Below are 21,215 nucleotides of genomic sequence, written 5' to 3' on the forward strand. Positions count from 1 at the left end.
AAATAATATTTTTACTCAAATATTTTTCTCCTTCCTTATTTAAAATGATTTATTTTGAAATTAATTTCATATTATTTATTTTTTAATAATAATATAAAATATAAAAATAAAATAGCGGAATAATAAAATATTTGAACTTAAAGTATAATTAAATACTGATTATTATATAATTATAAAATTTCAATTTAAATTTTATTTTATAAAAAAATTTATTTAATGAGAGTAAATTTAATTAAATATTAAAATTATTTGTGAGATATTTTTAATTAATTTATATTAATTAAAGCTAGCCTGTAAATTCAGTAGCTTCGTAGCCTATAGGTTTATCTACAAAACAAGATTTTTCTTTTAAAAATACAACTTCTATAGTTCCAACAGGCCCATTTCTATTTTTTCCAACAATAATTTCAGCATTTTCTTGCATAGGATTTGGTATAAAAAGCCTTTGATAAGCTTTGCCTTCAGCTTTAGCTTTATTCTCTCTTTCTTTTTCTTCTTGCTCTCTATAAACCTCATCGCGATATACAAACAAAATAGCATCCGCATCTTGCTCTATAGCTCCACTTTCTCGCAAATCACTCATCAAAGGACGCTTATTTGCTCTTTGCTCTAAGCCACGATTAAGTTGTGAAAGTGCGATAATAGGCATATCAAGCTCCCTAGCCAAAAGCTTAAGTCCTCTTGAAATTTCACTCACTTGCAAATGCCTATCATTAAAATTTGAATTACTCATCATAAGCCCTATATAGTCAATCACACAAAGTCCTATACTTTCATCTTGAGATTTTAAACGCCTTAAAATAGCTCTTACATCAGCAATAGTTGCATAACCACTGTCATAAATATATAATTTCTTTTGACTATAATCATTACAAGCATCTCCTAAACGCTCCCATTCATCATCGTTTAAATCTGCGGTTAAAATTCTTTGTAAAGGGATAGAAGTTTTTGAAGAAAGCATTCTTTGCATGATTTGAGTTGCGGGCATTTCAAGAGAAAACAAAGCCACACCTTTATTTTGTCTTAAAACTTTATCAATGAAATTTAAACAAAGGGTTGTTTTTCCCATACCTGGGCGTGCAGCGATTATTATAAGCTCACCTCCTTTAAAACCTTTTGTCATTTTATTTAAACCCTCAAAACCTGTATCAAGCCCTATGATATTTTTATTTTCTAAAGTTTTTTGCTTTTTAAATTCTTCAAAAAGTTCTGATATTACTATATTAACATCTTTAATATCTCTAAAATTTACACGATTTGTAATGCTAAAAATTTCTTTACCAATTTCATCTGCGATTTCACTTACGGCACGATTTTCATTAATACGAGCTGGTAAAAGATGTGCAAAACTCAAAAGTTGTCTTTTGATGGACTTTTCGCGAAGTTCATTTACATAAGCAGGCAAATCTATCATAGAAGGAGTGGCAAGAATTTCTGCTAAAATCTCTTCATCTATTTTTTTATGTTTTTTTAAAAAACTTATAGAAATGGGCTCTTTGTTGTTGCTACAAGCTATAATTGCTTTAAAAATATCTTCATGAGCTTTAAGACTAAAATCTTTCGGACTAATATCGCCTGCTATACTAGCGTAAGCTTCTTCACTCATGATGCAACTGCTTAAAATAGCTCGCTCTAAATCCAAGTCATAATACTCTTGTTGCACTAAATTTCCTTATAAATATAAATAGTTTTAAAAATTTTATCTAAAAAAACTTAAAATTATAAACTTTAATTTTTTATAAATATTTAAAGTAATGTTAGTTACAATTATAATCACAACATTTATTTTATTAGGAGAACACTTGAAAAAACATTTATTTTCATGTATTTTAGCTTCCATTTTAGCCCAGTCAGCTATGGCTGTAGATTTTCAAGAAGGTTTTAGTGGAAATTTAAGCATAGGTGTAGGTGCAAGAGATATTAAAAGCAATATTTCAACTTTAGCGGATAGTGATTACTTAGGTGGTTATGATGCTGATAATTCGGACTCTTCTTTTATTCCTTTTATCGGTGTAGAACTTTACTATGGTAACCTTATAGACAATGATAGAGTTTTTATCAAAAACTACAATGGAAGAGATATCAGCGGTATAGCTTTAGGTTATGAAAAAGCCTATTTAGAGCGTTTTAGCACTTCTTTTTCTGTAATTTCTTCTTTAAGAGAAAAAGCTTATGCAAATCCTTATCAAATAGGCAATAGAGAAGAAACTGATGTTGATAGATATGGTTTTAAAATCTCTCAACTTTACGAAAGTGATTTAGGAAAATTTACAGCTTCATATTTATTTAGCAAAAACAAATATGATAAAGACGCAGTTGAGTACAACTCTTTAAAAAGAGAGGGGTATTATCACGAGTTTGAATTAAATTACAATTATAGTTTGTTAAATTTAGGACTAAGCTATGATTATAATGATGCAGATGGAAAAGCTCAAAGTTACTCAAGATATGGTTTAAGCATGGGAGCAAATTTAGCTTTTGCTAATGACTATATCTTCACCCCAAATTTAAGTCTTAACAAATATGAAGCAGTAGGAACAGATCCTATCTTCCACAAAAAACAAGACGGTAATATAGTTAAGCTTAATCTAAAAGTTGTTAAAAATCAATTTTTGGGCTATAACGGACTTTATGGTTTTGCAAATTATGGTATAGAAAAAAGAAATAGCGATATAGGATTTTATGATGAAACCTATCAAGTTGTTTTAACTGGAATAGGATATAAATTCTAAAAAATTATAAAAAAAGCTCCTTTGATAAAATTTAAAAAAGATCTATCCACTATAAAGATAGATCTTTAAAAATCCTTTTAAGAAAAATCCAAGCTAAAATCAAAACATAAAATTCAGCAAAAAATGGACTTAACCATACTCCATTTAAACCTATAAAATAAGATAAAAGCAAAAGAAAAAATAAAGGCATGAATAAATTTTGCGTTAAACTTAAAACCAAAGAAAAACTTGCCTTATTAAAAGCTGTCAAAAAAGAACCGCTTAGGACATTAAACCATGCAAAAAGATAATTAAAAGCAAAAAGCATCAAAGCTGTATAAGCAAAAGTTTTAAATTCTTGATCATTTTCTTTTGCAAAAAGTGCTATCAAATTTTCTCCAAATATCAATATAAATACTATAGAAAATAAAGATAAAATTCCCCCTGCAAAAAATACCACTTTTATAATAGCTTTAATCCTTGAAAAATCTTTTTTAGCATAGTTGTAACTAAGTGCAGGTTGCATCGCATCTCCCATAGCAATAATAAGCATTATAATAAAACTATCAATATATAAAACTATAGAAAAAGCTGCCACGGCTTGAGTGGTAGAAATTTTTAACAAAACAAAATTTGCAAAAATACTATATAAAGAACCCGAAACATTGCCAAAAAACTCGCTACTTCCATTATAAAGAATATTTTTTAAAATTCTCAAATTTATATATAAACTTGAGAATTTAAGCTCTAAATTTTGAAATAAAAAAGGAAAAATTCCAAAAATACCACCTAAAACAAGTCCCAAACAAGTTGCAAGGGCTACCGAAAACAAGCCCCAACCAAATACAACTATAAAAAGATAATCAAATACAATATTACTTAAAGCTATGATTATGTTCATAATCATACTATAGGTTGTTTTTCCACAAATTCTTAAATAATTATCCAAGGCAAAAGAAAGCATAGTAAAAGGTGCAAATAAAGCAAAAACAAACATACATTCTTTAGCCATGGTTTTAATCTCATCGCTAACATTTAGATAATCAATCAAAACAGGTCCTAAAAAATACTCCAAAATTCCAATAAAACAAGAAATTAGAAAAATAATTAATATACTAGAACTAAATATCTTTCTAGCTAAATTCTTCTTGCCTAAACCCAAATGCATAGAAATTTGCACTGCTGAACCTATAGCTATCATATCAGCCAAAGCAAAAGACATCATAATAAAAGGAATAATCAAGGCTAGTGCTGCTAAAGCATCACTTCCTAGATATTTTCCAACAAAAATTCCATCAACTATATAATAAAAAGAAATAAAAGCCATGCTTATGACATTTGGCACGGCACATTTTATAAAAAGCCTAAAAGGGCTTAAAGTGCTAAAAATATTTGACATACAAATCCTTTAAAAATATTAAAATAAAATATTTTTAAAGACGTTAGTAGAGTGCTTGAAGTCCTAAAATATAGAAATTTAAACGATAAGTTCTTATTGTTGTTTTTGTATTGGTTTTATTTTGCATTTTCATAGATTTAAATTAAAATAATAAGAATTATAAAATTTACTTATTAATAAGTCAAATTTAGCCCGAAGGCTAAATTTTAAAGCACGGAAAGAATTTTTACAGCGTCATTTAACCCTGTAACTATACTTGCTCCATTTTTAGTAGCAATATCTCCTGCTACAAAGATACCTTTAACATTGCTTTGTTTATTTTCATCCATTAAAGGCACGCCTTTATCATCAACATTAATCCCGCATTTTTGTAAAAAATCAAGTGGAGTAGAACCACCAATAGCATAAATGATTCTATCATAAATATCGCTTGTACCATCGGTAAAATTTACCTTAGCCTTGCCACTATCATCTTCTATCTCATTAATGTCAATTCCTAGTTTTAACTCTACTTTACCCGAATTTCCAGCTTCGTGAATATCTTTAAGATTTATATCATTTAATCTTGTAAATTCTTTTTTACGATAACAAAGGCTAACTTGATTTGAATTAGCCAAATCCACAGCGTATTCTGCTGCTGAATTTCCACCACCTACAACAAGAATTTTTTCATTTCCCAAAACTGAATTGGCATTAAAATTAATGATTTTTGTTAAAGTCATAGGAAGTTTGTAATCAGGCTTATTAGGCTTACCCATTCTACCTATAGCAACGATGATGTTTTTACACTCATAAACGCCTTTAGCTGTGCTTACTAAAAAAACTCCATTTTCATTTTTAACGCTCTCAACTTCAGAGCCAAATTCAACTTCTATATTGTGTTCTTTTAATACGTTTTGAAAAGTTTCTATAGTACTTTCTTTGGTACCATCTTCAAAAGGAACATGTCCATGATTAGTTCCTTCGCATCCCTTATAAGCTTTATCTACTCTTTTGCCATCTTTATAAAATTGCATTAAAGTTTGGCAAATGTTATTTGATTTTTCCAGTATCAAAACTTCTTTGTTTTTAAGCTTAGCTTCAACCGCACAGCCTATACCTGTTGGACCTGCACCTACTATAATTAAATCTATTTTTTTCATTTATATTTACCTTTCAATTCTGATTTTTTTTGTATAATTTATCAAGTTTTTTGTAAATAAAGGATTAAAAATGCGAAATTTGCTTGAAAATATTAAGAAAAATTCTCAAAAACTACTTAACTTAACACCTAAAGATAAAGAAAAAATTATTTTAAAATTAGCTCAAATTTTAAGAGAAAATTTCAAAATTATCCTAGAAGCAAATGAAAAAGATATAGCAAATTTCACAAAAAATGGAGCAATAAAAGATAGGCTTTTGTTAGATGAAAAACGCATTTTAGCTCTTTGTGAAGGTCTAGAAAAAATCGCTTATATCGAAGATCCTATAGGCAAAATTTCTAAAGCTTGGAAAAATTATGCAGGTTTGAGTATACAAAAAATAAGCATTCCTTTAGGACTCATTTGTGTTATTTACGAAGCAAGGCCTAGTCTTAGCGCTGAAATCGCAGCTTTAATGATAAAAAGTTCTAATGCTTGTGTATTTAAAGGTGGAAGTGAAGCAAAATTTACAAATGAAGCTATATTTACTCTTGTTAGCAAAACACTTAAGGAATTTGGTTTGCAAGATTGTTTTGCTATGTTTACTCAAAGAGACGAAATCAAGCAAATTCTAACTTTTGATGATTTAATCGATGTGATCATACCTCGCGGTAGTTCAAATATGATACAAGAAATCGCAAACAATACCAAAATTCCTCTCATTAAGCAAGATAAGGGCTTGTGTCATGCTTTTGTAGATCAAAGTGCTAACTTAGATACGGCTTTAAAAATAATCCTTAATGCAAAGTGTCAAAGAGTAAGTGTTTGCAACGCTTTAGAAACGCTTTTAATCCATGAAAAAATTGCTAAAAATTTTATAAGTCTTTTAATCCCTGAATTTAAAAAATTTAAGGTAAAAATTCACGCCCATGAAAATGCTTTGGCTTATTTTAACAACTCAAATTTAGAAGTTTTTAAAGCAAGTGAAAATACCTTTGATACAGAATGGCTTGATTTTGCTTTAAGTGTAAAATTAGTAAAAGATTGCGATGAAGCTATAGATCATATCAACAAACACAGCTCCTTGCATTCTGAAACCATTATCTCAAATGATGCTTCAAATATCGCTAAATTTCAACGCCTTATAAACTCATCTTGTATTTATGCTAATGCTTCAACGCGTTTTAGCGATGGAGGAGAATTTGGCTTTGGTGGGGAAGTTGGAATTTCAACTAGCAAATTGCATGCAAGAGGTCCTATGGGGGTTGAAGATATTTGCACTTATAAATATATAATCAATGGGGAAGGACAAATTCGAGAGTGAATAAAATAGAAATGCTAAAGCAACACTTTAAAGAAATTGCTAAACTAAATTCAAGTGAACAAGTTTGGCAAATGCCTTTTTTTGCGGCTTTGGGTGTGGGTATAGTTTTAGGGTTTAGTGTATTTTTTGGAAAATTAAACTATGGACTCATTGCCATGATAGGAGCTTTATCTTTTTTATATGTTCCAAACACTCCTTTATATCATAGAATGGCTGTTGTGATGTGCTGTTCTTTTGGCATAGTTTCTAGTTTTTTCTTAGGAATTTTAACCCATTTTTTACCTGCAATTTTTGCCTTCATCCCTATAGGACTTGTGGCCATGGGAAGTTCTATTTTAATTAGATATTATAACATTGGTACACCTGGATATTTTTTCTTTGTATTTTCTTGTGTTTTAGGAGCTTATTCTCCTTTTGAAGCTAAGGATTTTATCTTTTTAGTGGGTCTTGTTTTTCTTGGGGCAATGGTAGCTAATTTAATGGCTTTTTTATATTCTATCGTTGTGATTTATGGATTTAAAAATGCTTTACCTAGCGAAATTCCACCTAGAGAATACATAGGTTTTGACGCAGTTTTTGTGGATTCTTTGATCATGGGTTCTTTTGTGGCTTTTTCTATATTTATAGGAACTTTTTTAGAACTTGAAAGAAGTTATTGGATAGCCATTTCTTGCACAGCTATTATGCAAGGTGTAACTTTAAATTCTATATGGATTAAACAAATTCAACGCATCATAGGAACGGCCTTAGGAGTATGTTTTGCATGGTGGCTTTTATCTAAACAATTTCACGATATAGAGCTTGTTTTACTTATGATGTCTTTGTTTTTTATAGGACAATTTTTAGTCAATCGAAACTATGCTTTAGCTATGATTTTCTTTACTCCTTATGCTACTTATCTTTCAGAAGCGGCTAATTTTATGAGTGAAAATGCAAATACATTAATACTCGCTCGCTTAGTTGATGTCGTAATAGGAAGCATTTTAGGACTTTTGGGTGGTTTTGTAATTTATAAACCTTATCTAAGAGTACATTTTGAACGCATTGCAAAATACATCTTTAGGATAAAACGAAAAGCTTAAAAGTCAAATAAAACACAAGCATTGTCCCCTAAAATTTGCTCTTGTTCTTTTTTAGATACGACAACTTCATTAAAAGCTGCTAGAGCCGATGAAAAATTAACATTTGCTTCAAAATTTGTATGCGGCCAATCACTTCCAAAAACAAAATTGCTAAGTGGAAAATGTTCTTTTAAAATTTCATATATTTTCTTTGCAAATTTTATAGCTTGTTCATTATTAACATAGTCTATTTTTGCTCTATAAAAACCGCTAATTTTAAAAAATATTCTAGAGTTTTTTAAGCAAATTAAATCCTCTAAATTTGTTAAGTTTACATTAGCTCTTGCTAAATGATCGATAACAATATTACAACCATAAGGAATTAAATTTTTAACAATATCAACAAGATTATTATCCAAATCTCTTTGAATTTCTATTTGCATTTTAAGCTTACTTAAATTTTCAAAAAATTGAGTCCAAACTGTACTTTTAAAATTTGGCAATTCTTTGCCAATTAAATTTAATCTAACTCCACAAGCTTTTCTTTCTTTTAGTTTTTGAAGCTCATCAAATTTAATACCTTCATCAACCACAACTATAGCTTTTATATTTTCATCTTTTTCGATACTCTGAAGCAAAAATTCATTATCAACACCTAAAAAACTTGGCTGAACTAAAACCCCTTTATCAAAATCATAATGATCTAAATTTGCTTTATAATCTTTAAAACTAGCGTCATAATCAGGTTTATATCTTGCATTTGCAACTGTATTTAACTTTTTCAAAAATATATGTGCATGAGTATCAATCTTCATTAAATTATCCTTATAAAATAAAACTCATTATAATAGTAGCTAAAATCGCCGCCATAAATCCTATTGGCACAGCTTTAATAAGTAAATCTTTAAATAATTTTTCCTTATATTTATCAGGACAAGATCCTAAAATTAAACTTCCTCCAGAAGAAAAAGGAGAAATAGCGGAAGCTTGAGCCCCTACAACAATACAAGAAAAAAGCAATGCCTCGCTTAATCCACTGCTTGCAGCAATGCTTGGAACTATAGGAAAAAGCGCTGGAGTAACCACACCCAAAGTACTTGAAAAAAGCGACATAAAAGCTGCAATAGCACACATTATTAACGGAATAAAAATCACATTGACCTCATTTTCTACAAGGTCTGAAAATAATTTTATAGCACCTGCTTCAACTGCTATGCTAATTAACATCCCTACTCCACAAATCATTATTAAGGTTCCCCAAGGAATTAAAGCAACAACTTGTTTCTCATTGGCTAATTTTAAAAATAAAGCAATGACAACAAAAATCATGGCTATCATAGCTATATCTATTTTTTTATTAAAATAACTAATTGTCTCATTATGTGGAAAAATAATATTTAGCACAGGAAAGATTAAAACAACAATAATCATCATAAACATGAGAATTAAAGTAGTTTTTTGTTTATAATCAAATGGATCAGGTTTTGAAATAACACTGGTTTGCATCTTATTTTTAAAAGCATTAAACACAAAAAAAGATAATACCACAATAGGCAAAATTATAGTAAAAGCAAAAATAATACTAGAATTTATAAAAGCTTCATTTGCTTCAATACCTGAATTTTGCATCAATCCTCGAAAAATAATCCCACTTTGAGAAGTCATAAAATTTGCTCCTCCTAAAGCACCATAGTTTATGGCCATAGCTCCGGCAATTTTACTTAAACCGATTTTATCGCAAAGTAAAAAAGTAAGGGGCGCCATAAAAGCCAAAACCGTATAAAAACCCGCTCCTAAAGCAGCTATAATAGCACTAACCACAAAAATAACAAAAGGAAGTAAATAAGGATGATTAGCAAAACGATACATCAAATGTCCAGCTAATTTTTCAAGAGTTCCATTTACGGTTGCAAAATTATAAAACAATGAAACAGCAAAAATAACAAAAAATATAGAAATAGGCCAAAAAGCTATGATTTTTTTAGGAGCTAAATCCATAAAAAAGGCTCCTATAATATAAGCAAAAATCATAGCAAAAATTCCAACATTATGTCTAGTAATATAGCCTAAAATGATGGCTACTATAATACTAGAGATGATTAAAAAAACCATTATCATCCTTTAAAATATTATAGGGCTTATGATATCAAAAAATATATTTTTCAAAGCATAAAAACAAAATCTAAAATTTAAAAAATATCTATTTAGTAACAAATTTACTCATCTTATAAAATATTTTACAGAATATCTTGAATTATAACAAGCAAAAACCCTTTTTAGGCAAAAAAACAACACCATAATCCCATCTAAAAATATTTGAAAATAGAAAAAATATTCTCATAAGCTCATCTTTATAATATAGAATTAAAACACTACAGAAAAGTCAAGTTTAAAAATTTAAAGAATGCCTTGAAGAATAAAATAAAAAATTGTATAAATTTAAAAAAGCCTTGGAATAGTCCAAAAGCTTTTTTTGTATTACTTGTTCGCTCTTTCTATATACTCACCACGCACAGTATCAACGCGTATAACTTCACCTTCTAGCACATGAAAAGGAATTTGCACTACTGCGCCTGTTTCTAAAGTAGCTGGTTTTTTATTTGATCCTTGAGTATCGCCTTTGAAATTTGGAGCCGTTTCGATGATTTTGAGTTCAACAACTTGTGGAACTTCTACGCCGATAGCCTTGCCATTATGAAAAAGTACATCTACCATCATACCATCAAGCATCCATTTTTTTGCCTCACCCACATCATCATCACTGATAGCTACTTGTTCATATGTTTGTGTATCCATAAATTGGCAATTTTCACCATCATCATAAAGATACTGCATAGTTTTATCTTCTAAATTTGGAGCTTCACATTTATCGCCTGCATGGAAAGTTTTTTCAAGTACTTTACCATCAATAAAAGATTTGATTTTAATACGCACAAAAGCAGGACCTTTACCTGGTTTTACATGTTGATACTCAACTATTTTAAAAGGAATTCCATCGATTTCTATTTTAAGTCCCTTTTTTAAATCACCCATTGAATAAGATGCCATAAATTTCCTTTGTTAAAAAATAAAAAATAATTCTATCAAATTTTGATTGATATCACAATAAAATTATTTTATTTGATAAAAAAATAAGTAAAATTATGCTAAAATTTAAATTTAAAGCATAGTAAATGCTCGCTTCTTTTTAGAAGAGGAAAGTCCGAGCTGCTAAAGACAAGCATTCCATCTAACAGATGGCTAGGGAAACCTAAGGGATAGTGCAACAGAAAGAAAACTACCACACAAGTGGAAAAGGTGAAACGGTGGGGTAAAAGCCTACCAGCGATTTTGGCAACAATTTCGGCTATGTAAACCCAATGTGCAGCAAGAAGGGATGGTTAGCGTCTTTGTTTTAACCCTTCGCTTGATTTTGTTTGTAAAAACAAAACTAGATAAATGAGCATTCAAGACAGAACTCGGCTTATCGCTATGCTTTTTAAGATCTAATATAGGTCAAAGCTTTTTGAAATTTTTGAATTTCAACAGCCTTTGCTTTTTTCTTTTGTTCAATTAGTGCAACAGCTTCTTGCAAAAGAGCTTGAATTTGATAAAATATATCATTTATATTTTCTTTTATAAAGTCTTCTGAGGGCGATCTTTTAGCTAAATTTTTAATAAAAGCTTTCATATCAAGTTTATCAAGCAAATTTTCAAGCTTATTAATATCTTCTTGAATTAACGCGAGTTTAAAATCATTGATCCACTGTTTCATTACTATGCACTTCTCTCCAAGCTTCTAGTAAACCTTTGGTTACATTTATAACTTCATTAATTCTTTCTTCGTTATTTTCTAAATTTGCCAAAGATAAAAGTTGAATTTCTCTTGTATAAAGCCCACTTAAATAATGCGCCACATCTCCACCTTTTTCATAATCTAAAGTATTAATAAGCTCTATAAAAATAGCTGTTGTTCTTTTTACAAAGTATACTCTTTGCTCTATATCCTCGTTTCTTATCGCCACTTTAGCCCTTGCACAAAAACGCAAAATTCCCTCATAGAGCATTTCGATAAGTTTTTGCGGAGATTCTATCCCCGCTTGATTTTGAGAATAAGCATTATAAGCTAAACTATTTTGCATCTTTTTTATCCTTAATTATTAGAATTATTTGCTGCATTGATCATATTAGTCACAGTTGTTAATTGCTGATTAAGTTTATTTAAGATGCTCTCATATTGCAACCATTGATTTGCCATTGTATCATACCTTGTATCAATCAAAGTTTGAGTTGATTCTTTGGTTTGGGTTAAAGACTTAGTATCATTTGTTAAACTCTCATCGTATTTTGTTAAAGAGCCATCTTTGCCTGTTATACCTTGTAAAGTTGTTTTAAGTTGCGCAAAAACACCCACACCTTCAACTGCCTCAGCAGCAATGCTCGTTTGGCTTAAGCCAAATTGTTTAAGAAATTCGCTATCTCCTTTTATGGCAAAATCAGAACTTCCGTCGGTTTTAAAATTAAGCTTATATCCTTTTTCTCCATCTTTTTCATAAGTTTCAACTTTAACTGTTAAACCTTCAATACCTTTACTATTGATATGATCAGCTAGATTTTGAAGCATTTCTTGTTCTGTTTTTCCTGTTAATTTAAAATCAGTTCCATCAGCATTTTTAGATAAATCATAAGTTTCAAAATTCGTAACAATTTGAAACTTACCTGAAGAAAAACTTATACCTTTATCATCACCTTCGCCCACATATTTGCTAAGACTATCTTCTTTAATTAAATCACCAGTATAGTTTATATCCTTGTATTGAGTAATGCCTGAAAAAAAGCTTTCAGTTAAATCGGGATTTTCTTTCATCTTGCTTTCAAAAGTGGAAGAGTCAAAATTTAGAGTTCCTGACTCAGTCATACTTAAACCATAGTCTTGTAAAGAAAGCATTACCTTAGCACTTACTTTATTTCCATTAGTATCTTCTACGGTACCATCAACTGATTGAGTTTTAAAAAGCGCAGAAATAATACTTGAGCGTATAGAGTTTACTTCGGTTACGCCTTGTAAAGAACCTTTGGTTCCTGTTTCGCTGTTATAGTCTGTAGCGGCATTAAGATTTAACACTAAATCATTATAGGCATCAACCATATCTTGCATAGCCTTGGTAACAGACTCACTATCTTGCTGAACATCAAAATTAATTTCACCTGTTTTATTTAAAGTCAAAGTAATACCTACACCAAGATCGGTTATAGTATTGCTCGATCTTGTCATCTTGATACCATCCATGGTAAATTTAGCATCCTGAGCTTTTTGAATATGCAAAGGATTATCTTCGCTATCAATAATGCCAACACCTTTTTTACTTTTAGCAGGATCAAAATCTTCAGCTTTTAAAGCATCTTCATCGAGTTTCCAACCAAGACTTTCAAAAACACTTTTAGCATTTTCATCAACTTTGTATTTACCATCAGAATCTTTTGCACCCGGATAAAAGCTTATAGCACTATCTTCACCTGTCTCCTTACTCGTTAAGGTTAAGCGATAAGGTGCGTCTTTTTCTCCTGTATTTACCATCTTAGCTACAATTTCTCCACCCGTAGCAGTATTAATCTTATCAACTAAATCACTATAGGTTGTATTTTTATCTATAGTAACGCTATATTCTTTTCCATTAGAAAAAAAAGTTAAATTTGTAGGTTCTTTTAAACTTGCATTGATAATTCCTGTATCATTTACCAAACCCTTGCTTTGATAAACATCTTTTTGGGCAAGTTGAGTTACATTGATATTCATGCTTTGCAAAGCAACACCTGAAGTCACACTAAGGCTTGCAGGAGGATTATCAGTGATACTTGCTATAACCTTTCTTTTTGCAAAAGCCGTAGAGTCTCCTAAAGACGATACAGCTGCTTGAAAAGCAGAAAGCTTGGTTTTAAGCTCGGTTAAATCTTTTTGTTTGGTTGTATTTTCTTCGATTTTTTTAGTATAAGGATCAATACGAGCTTTTTGTTCTGCTTCTTTTAACTTGTCTAAGGTTTCTTGAGTTAAAACCCCAGAACCAAATCCTAAACTTGATAAACTACCGAATGCCATTTTTAACTCTCCTTATCAAATATCATTCCTATCACATCTCTAAAATACTCAGCTAATCTCATAGCTTCTTCGCTAGGAATTTGACGAATTTCCCTTCCAGTACTTTTTTCAGTCACGCTAATATACATAGAATTAATTTTATCACTATAACCAAAACGAACATTAGTATCTAAAGAATCCATTTGTTCATTTAACTTTTTTGTAATATCAGCTAACTTTTCATTCACACCTTGCTGTTGTCCATCATCGCCTCCTTGGCTTTGACTTCTATCGGTTTGAATGTTTAAACTAGCCTGTGTCTCACTTGTTCTTTGGCTAATGTTTGCCAAAGCTGTATCCATTTGCCCATTTGCCTTCGATATTTCCATTTTAAAATCCTTTTTAAAATTTCTTATTGCTAGTTACAAGCTTATATCGACAAATTTATAAATTTATGAACACTTAATAAAGAAAAATTTATTTTTCAATATAAAAAATAGTAAGCAAAAACTGTGCCAAAATTTTAAAAAAATCTCAACTATCTTAAAAAATTTCAAATTTATTAAAAAGATCTGGATTATTTTCTAAGATATTACGTAAGATTAAATCTTCTATCACGCTTTTAGTGCAATCTGTTTGCTTAGGCCAAGTTCTTAAATAGCCCTCAGCTTCACCCTTAGCACTTGCATCCACTCCAAGTCTTTCTTCTTTGATAAAAATATCTCTTTTAGCATCTATATTATTTACCACACGCCAAACAAGCATATAAGGGTTTTCAAGCTTATTTTCAGTATCCAAAAATACTAAAATCCTAAAATGTTTTTTAAATTCTAAAAATTTATTAAAACTTTGTTCAATTTTTTCTTTTTTATTAAGCAAAATGCAAACTATAGGACTTTTGCTTTCTTTATAAAATTGCTTTAAATTTAAAAGCTCTACCTTAGTTTTAAAAAGTTCTAACAATTTTTCATCTTCTAAAATTTCAAGCTCTTCTACTTGTGTTTCCTTGCAAGCATCAAGTCCTGCTTTACCCCCAAAACAAGAATTAGGCGAAGCATGATCTAATTGATCACAAATTCCTTCTGAAATTAACATTTTCTTTGTATCAAAACGATTTAAAATATAAGGAATTAAAGCATCATAATCTTTCAAAGAAGGTGCATTTTTATCTACAAAAATCGCATGTTTAACAAAACTCATTTGCCCTACTCCCCAAAATGCATGCATAATTTGTTGCGCATGAGCGGGATATTTTGCATCGATTTTTGCTAAGATAAGATTATGAAAAACTCCATTTTCAGGCATATTATAATCAATTAAATCAGGTACTGAAGTTTGAAGCAAGGGTAAAAAAATTCTTTCGGTACCAAGCCCCATAATCTTATCTTCTAAAGGAGGCTTTCCTACAACCGTTGCTTGATAGATCGCATCTTTTTTAGTATAAATTTTTTCTACTTTCATCACAGGAAAAAGTTCAGCAGGAGTGTAAAAACCCGTATGATCTCCAAAAGGACCTTCGATTTTAAACTCTTCTAAATCCACATAACCTTCAATAACTACATCGCTATCATAAGGTACAAAAATACCATTTTCACAAGGGGTAAGTTTTGCAGGAGTTTTTTTAATAAAACCATAAAGCAAAAGTTCAAAAATTCCCTTAGGTAAAGGTGCTTGAGAACACCAAATATAAAGTGGATCTCCACCTATAGCTATACTTACAGGCATTTTTTTAAAACCAGCATTTTTGTATTCGTGATAAAAATTTGCCCCATCTTTATGAATTTGCCAATGCATTAAAAGTTCATTTTTATCACTCATTTGCAAACGATACATTCCAAGATTATTTTGAGTTTTATCTAAATTTTGCGTATAAACTTGCCCCATGGTGATAAATTTACCCGCATCATCTTCCCAAGTTCTAAGCACTGGAAGTTCTTCAAGAGAGTTTAAAATTTCATAATCATACAAGGCTTTATTTTTTTTCAGTCTTTTAGGAGGAACATTTTTAAAACTTAACAAATTCATAAAAAAATCCATTTTTGCTTTAAAACTCGTAGGAATATGAAGCTTGGTGAGTTTTGAAATTTCTTCAGCCACCTCTTCATAATCACGCCCAAAAGCTAAATTTAAAGCCTTTTCATTGCAAAAAGTATTCATCAAAACAGGAAATTTATATTGTTTATTTAATTTTTTATCTATAGGATTTTTAAACAATAAAGCCTTACCTTTTTCTCCTTTTTTAGCTTCTATATATGCTAAATGAGCGATTTCAAGATCTACATCTACAGGCTCTTCAATTACCCTTAAAAGATCATTTTCTTTTAAAATTTGAATAAATTCTTTCATAGCATGCTCTCAGCTTTTTTTAAAAGTTCTTTAGCACCTTTAGCAATAAACTCCTTAGCCAAACTCTCTCCAAAACCTTTAAAATCATCTTTTTTAATCATTCTTTTATCTTTTAAAATTTCTCTTCCATCGGGTAGTCCAAGCACTGCACGCACACAAATTTCATCTCCTAAAAGCTCTGCGTTAATACCTATAGGAACTTGACAACCCCCTTCTAAAGTAGCAATAAATTCTCTTTCAATGCTTGTTTCAATCAAAGCATTTTCATCATTTAAACATTTTAAAAGTTCTAAAATTTTTTCATCATTTATGCTTTCTATACCTAAAGCTCCTTGAGAAGCCGCAGGAATAAGCTCATCCTTGCTAAATCCATAAACAAAATTCACTTGCTTATCTAAGTTTAAGCGTTTAATTCCCGCCATTGCCAAAATAATCGCATCAAATTCATTATTTTTTAATTTCTCTATACGAGAATTAACATTACCACGCAAAGAAATAATCTCTAAATCAGGTCTTAATAATAAAATCTGCATCTTGCGTCTCAGACTAGTAGTGCCTATTTTTGCACCTTTTGGCAAAGAAAGAAAATCTTTATAATTTTGACTTAACATAGCATCATTGCTTTGCTCTCTTTTACTTACCGCTGCCAAAACTAAACCTTGAGGAAAAAAACTAGGCACATCTTTTAAACTATGTACCGCTAAATGCGCTTCTTTTCTTAACATACTTTCTTCAAGTTCTTTTGTAAAAAGTCCTTTGCCGCCAATTTTTGCCAAAGGAGAATCCAGCAAAACATCACCTTTTGTTTTAAAACCTTCTAAAAGCACTTCAATTTGATGTGTATTTTTTAAAATTTGGGCTACATGTTCACTTTGCCAAAGAGCTAATTGACTTTTTCTTGTTGCGATAATAAGCTTCATTTTCCATCCTCTATAATTTCAACATCAATGATTTCTTCATTAGAATTTTGATACTCTTGCTTAGTGTATTGATATTTTGATTTAGTCATTATTTTCAAAGCAATACCAAAGAAAAATACAAAAATTCCAAAAACACTTGTAATAATCCCTGGAACAACAAGTAAAAACCCTGCGATAACAAAAGAAAATTGTGTTAACATATCCTTTAAGCCACCCATTTGAAATTCAAGCATATTTTTCCAAAAAATTCCCAATAAAACCGCACCAAAAATCATACTCAAAAGTATGAAAAATAAAAAATTACCAAAACCAAAAAACACTATAAAAAATATACTTGCAATAATTTCAAGTACAAATAAAGGGCTTAAACTTAATTTATAATTCATAACACTTTCTTTTTAAGAATTTCCATAAGTTCATCAGTTTTTATAAGTTCCTTTACTAAACCTTCTCTTTGGATAAACTCTATTTCATTATTTTCTAATCCTTTACCAATAACTAACGCATAAGGAAAACCCATAAGTTCAAAATCATTCATTTTGACCCCAAAACGCTCATTTCTATCATCAAGCAATACTTCTAATCCAAGATTGGTTAAATCCTCATAAAGCTTGTTAGCAAATTCTAAAGCCTTTTCATCTTTGAGATTTGAAACAATAATTTCAAGCACAAAAGGAGCTAAAGTTTTATTCCAAATACATCCTTTTTCATCATGACTTGCTTCAATAGCTACAGCCAACAAGCGTGAAACACCTATGCCGTAACATCCCATATAAAAAGGCTGACTTTTGCCATTTTCATCTAAAAAATTTGCATTCATCGCTTTGGAATATTTTTGCCCTAGTTTAAAAATATGCCCTACTTCTATACCTTTGCTTTGTTTTAATTTTGCTCCACATTTAGCACAGCAATCCCCTTCTTTAACTTCAATCAAATCTTTAAAACGATCTTTGTTTAAATTTACAACATCAATGCCGATTAAATGATAATCTTTTTCATTTGCACCCATAATCATTTGCTTTTCGTTTTCAAGCTCAAAATCTATATAAAAATCTATATCTTTTAATCCCACAAAACCTATAAAACCGGCTACCAAACCAGCTTTTTCTAATTCTTTTTCGCTTGCATCGACTAGTTCAAGAGCACTACAAGCATTTTGTGCCTTGATTTCTTGCAAATCATCACTTCCTCTTATAAAAAACACAACTAATTTGCTTTCATTTTCGTAAATAGCTTTTTTTACCACTGCTTTAATCGTATAAAAAGCATTGATTTTAAAAAATTGTGCTAAAGAATCTATAGTTTTAATATTTGGAGTGTGAAATTTACTTGCATAATTTGCTTCAGGACGCTCATCTTGACAAGTTTTTTTAGCTCTTTTTGCAGCTTCAACATTAGCTGCATAATCACAATTTTCACAAATTAAAATATCATCTTCCCCATTTTTTGCTAAAACCATAAATTCCTTAGAACCACTTCCACCAATAGCCCCACTATCAGCTTCAACTGCTCTAAAATCAAGCCCCATTCTTTGTAAAATTTGAGAATAAGTTTTATACATAAGCTCAAACTCACGCCCTAAATCTTCTTCATTAGCATGAAAACTATATCCATCTTTCATTAAAAATTCACGACATCTTAAAAGCCCAAATCTAGGTCTTGCTTCATCACGAAATTTAAGTCCAATTTGATATAAATGCAAAGGAAGTTGTTTATAGCTTGTGATTTTGTTTTTTACCAAAGAAAGCATAGCTTCTTCATGTGTTGGACCTAAAACAAATTCATTTTCTTTTCTGTCTTTAAAACGCAAAAGCTCTTTTCCAAAAACATTATAACGCCCACTTTCTTGCCACAAACTTGCAGGAGTGATAAAACTAAGATTTACTTCTTGTGCTCCAGCCTTATCCATTTCTTCTTTAACTATATTTTTAATCTTGTCTAAAACTCTTTTTCCCAAAGGCAAGAAATTATAAAGTCCACTACCAATTTGTTCTACAAAACCTGCACGCGTTAAAAAAATATGACTAGGTAAACTCGCATCTTTTGGCGCTTCTTTTAAGCTTGGTGCATAAAATTTAGTAAATCTCATCATTATTCTCCATATCAAATTCACATTTATATTGATTTAAACCTTCAAGATTATTTTGCAAATCAAAAACATAACGCATAGCATTAATCACTGTATCGCTTTGCATTTTACCTTGTAAATGCTTCAAATTTACAGTAGGTGTGTGTAAAAAAGCCTTAAAAACTTGATGAATCAACTTTCTAGCCTCTTCTTTGTCGGATTTTTTCAAGTATCCTTTTTTTAACGCAATTTCAAGTTGTTTATCTGCATATTCTTTAGCTTGCAAGCGTATAGCTTTGATAATAGGCATCAAAGCCAAATCGTTTAAATATCTAAAAAATTCACTTGTTTCACGACCTATTATCCCATAAGCCATACGAGCTTCTTGTTCTCTTAACGCTAAATTTTTTTGAACCACAATCTCAAGATCATCTACGGCAAAAACAGATATATTTTCATTTTCATTGATATCAATATCCCTTGGAACTGCAATATCAAAAAAATACCTTTTATAAGGAAGTTCTTCTATTAAAGCATTTGTAATAATAGCATTTGGTGCATTGGTAGCTGAGAAAAAAAACTCGTATTGATTTAAATATTTTTTTAAATTTTCTAAACTATCATATTCGCTTAAAACACCAAGTCTCTCACACAAATCTTTGGCTTTTTGTAAATCACGATTTAAAATAATCACTTTAGCACCCGCAGCAATTAAATGTTTTGCTGCAAGTTCCCCCATCTCTCCAGCTCCAATAACAACAGCTTTTTTCTGTGTTAAATCTGCAAGTTCTTTTGCTTTTGCCACAGCAACACTGGACACAGAAATAGGATTTTTAGAAATTTGAGTTTCATTGCGTACCTTAGCAGCACATTTAAAAGCACTATGTACTGCTCGTGAAAGGTGCACTCCGCAAAAATTATTTTTTACGGCAAAAGCAAAGGCATCTTTTAATTGTCCTGCTATCTGAGTTTCTCCAACCACCAAACTATCCAAAGAACTTGCTACGGAAAAAAGATGATGGATTGCTCCACTATCTTCAAAAATATCAGCTTTTTCAAGTAAAATATCTTTATCCACATCACAAAGCAAAGCCAAAGATTTAACAATAAACTCCGCACAGGCCATTTTTACAAAAGCAACAATTTCAACACGATTGCAAGTACTTATAACCAAACATTCTTCAATATTTTCATGAGTGCTAATGATTTTTAAAAACTCACTTTTTTTAGCTTCATTGGAAAAGCTTAACTTTTCCCTTAAGGCAATATCTGTATTTTTATGAGTAAAAGATATACAATAATACATTAAAATTCCCTATCTATCATAGCTTTAATAATATCATTAAGCTTGTTATTATCATATTTTTCAATCGCTTTACTAGCCTTTTTTGCATAAGTTTTAGCTTCTAAAATAGCTTTTTCCAAAGCTTTTTGTTCTTCAAATTTAGTTTTTAGCCACTCTTTTTCATTTTCATTTAAATCTTTTTTAAATAAAGTCTGCAAATATATCCTATCTTGTTCTTGTAAATTTTCATAAAGATAAATATAAGGTAAGGTAGTCTTACCCTCTTTAAAATCATTCATAGCAGGTTTTCCAAGAATTTTTTCATCACTCTTAATATCTAAAATATCATCAATCATCTGAAAAGCGAGTCCTAAATTTTTTCCATATTCTGCAAAATCTTTTTCATATAATCCAGCCAAAATAGCTCCACATCTCGCACTTGCTTCGATCAAAACAGCTGTTTTATTATAGATCATTTTCAAATAAGCTTCTTTATTGATATTAAATTTCTCTCCCAAATCAACATCCATAAGTTCGCCTATAGCAAGCTTTACAACAGCATCTGAAATAATACTTGCAAATCTAGTATCCATTTTGCTTAATTCATAAAAGGCTTTTGAATACAAAATATCGCCCAACATAAGAGCATTTTTTGTGCCAAATTCAGCATTAACAGATCTTGCTCCACGCCTTAATTCACTCTCATCGATAATATCATCATGCAACAAACTAGCAAGATGTATCAATTCTATAGCTGCGCAAATTTTAAAAGCAATCTCACTCTCATCTGCGATAGCTAATAATAATTTAGAGCGTAATTTCTTTCCTGATTTTACATTTGAAAGCATATTTAAAATAGGTTCATAGCCAAGTTCTTGTAAAAACTGTTTTATTAATTCATCTATTTTTTGCACTATCTTTTCCT

19 protein-coding genes and 1 other RNA gene are annotated in these 21,215 nt (G+C 30.3%); 4 read left to right on the forward strand and 16 right to left on the reverse strand.

Going from position 1 to position 21,215, the window contains the following annotated elements; genetic code table 11:
• Positions 1–286 precede the first annotated feature (286 nt).
• Positions 287–1,663, reverse strand: a complete 1,377-nt coding sequence (locus AJN64_RS01620) for a replicative DNA helicase (protein WP_070248459.1) — start codon at positions 1,661–1,663, stop codon at positions 287–289.
• A 139-nt stretch (positions 1,664–1,802) separates the two neighbouring features.
• On the opposite strand from AJN64_RS01620, the gene AJN64_RS01625 reads away from it, so the two are divergent.
• Complete coding sequence (locus AJN64_RS01625) at positions 1,803–2,732, forward strand: DUF2860 family protein (protein WP_070292578.1); 930 nt, start codon at positions 1,803–1,805, stop codon at positions 2,730–2,732.
• A gap of 49 nt (positions 2,733–2,781) precedes the next feature.
• On the opposite strand, the gene AJN64_RS01630 is transcribed toward AJN64_RS01625, so the two are convergent.
• Together AJN64_RS01630 and AJN64_RS01635 are read right to left on the reverse strand one after the other, a co-directional pair.
• Positions 2,782–4,110: an MATE family efflux transporter gene (locus AJN64_RS01630; protein ID WP_070292579.1), complete on the reverse strand. Its 1,329-nt coding sequence runs from the start codon at positions 4,108–4,110 to the stop codon at positions 2,782–2,784.
• Positions 4,111–4,316: 206 nt separating this feature from the next.
• The gene (locus tag AJN64_RS01635; RefSeq protein ID WP_002870933.1) at positions 4,317–5,252 is read right to left on the reverse strand and encodes an NAD(P)-binding domain-containing protein; all 936 of its coding nucleotides are present in this window, start codon (positions 5,250–5,252) and stop codon (positions 4,317–4,319) included.
• A 70-nt stretch (positions 5,253–5,322) separates the two neighbouring features.
• Here AJN64_RS01635 and AJN64_RS01640 point away from each other — a divergent pair, with 70 nt between their 5' ends.
• Both AJN64_RS01640 and AJN64_RS01645 read left to right on the forward strand, forming a co-directional pair.
• Positions 5,323–6,555: a glutamate-5-semialdehyde dehydrogenase gene (locus tag AJN64_RS01640; RefSeq protein ID WP_070292580.1), complete on the forward strand. Its 1,233-nt coding sequence runs from the start codon at positions 5,323–5,325 to the stop codon at positions 6,553–6,555.
• Positions 6,552–7,637, forward strand: coding sequence for an FUSC family protein (locus AJN64_RS01645; RefSeq protein ID WP_070209776.1), 1,086 nt, complete (start codon positions 6,552–6,554; stop codon positions 7,635–7,637). Before AJN64_RS01640 ends, AJN64_RS01645 begins: the two co-directional genes overlap by 4 nt.
• On the opposite strand, the gene AJN64_RS01650 is transcribed toward AJN64_RS01645, so the two are convergent.
• From AJN64_RS01650 to efp, 3 genes are all read right to left on the reverse strand, one after another.
• Positions 7,634–8,431 carry an amidohydrolase family protein gene (locus tag AJN64_RS01650; RefSeq protein WP_070209775.1) on the reverse strand — a complete coding sequence of 266 codons (798 nt, stop codon included), beginning with the start codon at positions 8,429–8,431 and terminating at the stop codon, positions 7,634–7,636. The genes AJN64_RS01645 and AJN64_RS01650 overlap by 4 nt on opposite strands.
• A gap of 10 nt (positions 8,432–8,441) precedes the next feature.
• The gene (locus tag AJN64_RS01655) at positions 8,442–9,734 is read right to left on the reverse strand and encodes an SLC13 family permease (RefSeq protein ID WP_083271908.1); all 1,293 of its coding nucleotides are present in this window, start codon (positions 9,732–9,734) and stop codon (positions 8,442–8,444) included.
• Positions 9,735–10,094: 360 nt separating this feature from the next.
• Complete coding sequence (gene efp, locus AJN64_RS01660; protein WP_002855210.1) at positions 10,095–10,664, reverse strand: elongation factor P; 570 nt, start codon at positions 10,662–10,664, stop codon at positions 10,095–10,097.
• A 113-nt stretch (positions 10,665–10,777) separates the two neighbouring features.
• Between efp and rnpB the strand changes: the two genes are divergently transcribed.
• Positions 10,778–11,098, forward strand: an RNA gene (gene rnpB, locus AJN64_RS01665) — RNase P RNA component class A.
• Here rnpB and AJN64_RS01670 read toward each other — a convergent pair.
• From AJN64_RS01670 to AJN64_RS01715, 10 genes are all read right to left on the reverse strand, one after another.
• On the reverse strand, positions 11,095–11,370 hold the full coding sequence (locus AJN64_RS01670) for a hypothetical protein (RefSeq protein WP_070209774.1): 276 nt from the start codon (positions 11,368–11,370) through the stop codon (positions 11,095–11,097). The genes rnpB and AJN64_RS01670 overlap by 4 nt on opposite strands.
• Positions 11,351–11,737: a flagellar export chaperone FliS gene (gene fliS, locus AJN64_RS01675; protein WP_002861271.1), complete on the reverse strand. Its 387-nt coding sequence runs from the start codon at positions 11,735–11,737 to the stop codon at positions 11,351–11,353. The genes AJN64_RS01670 and fliS overlap by 20 nt, the downstream gene beginning before the upstream one ends.
• A gap of 11 nt (positions 11,738–11,748) precedes the next feature.
• Entirely contained in the window at positions 11,749–13,692 is a 1,944-nt protein-coding gene (gene fliD, locus AJN64_RS01680; RefSeq protein ID WP_002861270.1) for a flagellar filament capping protein FliD, read from the reverse strand.
• 2 nt (positions 13,693–13,694) lie between these two features.
• Positions 13,695–14,060, reverse strand: coding sequence for a FlaG family protein (locus tag AJN64_RS01685; protein ID WP_032603292.1), 366 nt, complete (start codon positions 14,058–14,060; stop codon positions 13,695–13,697).
• A gap of 154 nt (positions 14,061–14,214) precedes the next feature.
• Positions 14,215–16,017: a menaquinone biosynthesis decarboxylase gene (locus AJN64_RS01690; RefSeq protein ID WP_070292582.1), complete on the reverse strand. Its 1,803-nt coding sequence runs from the start codon at positions 16,015–16,017 to the stop codon at positions 14,215–14,217.
• Complete coding sequence (gene hemC / locus AJN64_RS01695; RefSeq protein WP_002861267.1) at positions 16,014–16,937, reverse strand: hydroxymethylbilane synthase; 924 nt, start codon at positions 16,935–16,937, stop codon at positions 16,014–16,016. Before hemC ends, AJN64_RS01690 begins: the two co-directional genes overlap by 4 nt.
• Entirely contained in the window at positions 16,934–17,323 is a 390-nt protein-coding gene (gene fxsA, locus AJN64_RS01700; RefSeq protein WP_070292583.1) for an FxsA family membrane protein, read from the reverse strand. Before fxsA ends, hemC begins: the two co-directional genes overlap by 4 nt.
• Positions 17,320–19,029 carry a proline--tRNA ligase gene (locus tag AJN64_RS01705; RefSeq protein ID WP_074469927.1) on the reverse strand — a complete coding sequence of 570 codons (1,710 nt, stop codon included), beginning with the start codon at positions 19,027–19,029 and terminating at the stop codon, positions 17,320–17,322. Before AJN64_RS01705 ends, fxsA begins: the two co-directional genes overlap by 4 nt.
• The gene (hemA, locus tag AJN64_RS01710; RefSeq protein ID WP_053872533.1) at positions 19,013–20,311 is read right to left on the reverse strand and encodes a glutamyl-tRNA reductase; all 1,299 of its coding nucleotides are present in this window, start codon (positions 20,309–20,311) and stop codon (positions 19,013–19,015) included. The genes AJN64_RS01705 and hemA overlap by 17 nt, the downstream gene beginning before the upstream one ends.
• A complete protein-coding gene (locus AJN64_RS01715; protein ID WP_044779925.1) occupies positions 20,311–21,204 on the reverse strand; it encodes a hexaprenyl-diphosphate synthase in 894 nt (297 codons plus the stop codon). Before AJN64_RS01715 ends, hemA begins: the two co-directional genes overlap by 1 nt.
• Positions 21,205–21,215 lie beyond the last annotated feature (11 nt).

The organism is Campylobacter sp. BCW_4332, from assembly GCF_001763175.1.
GTDB lineage: Bacteria > Campylobacterota > Campylobacteria > Campylobacterales > Campylobacteraceae > Campylobacter_D > Campylobacter_D jejuni.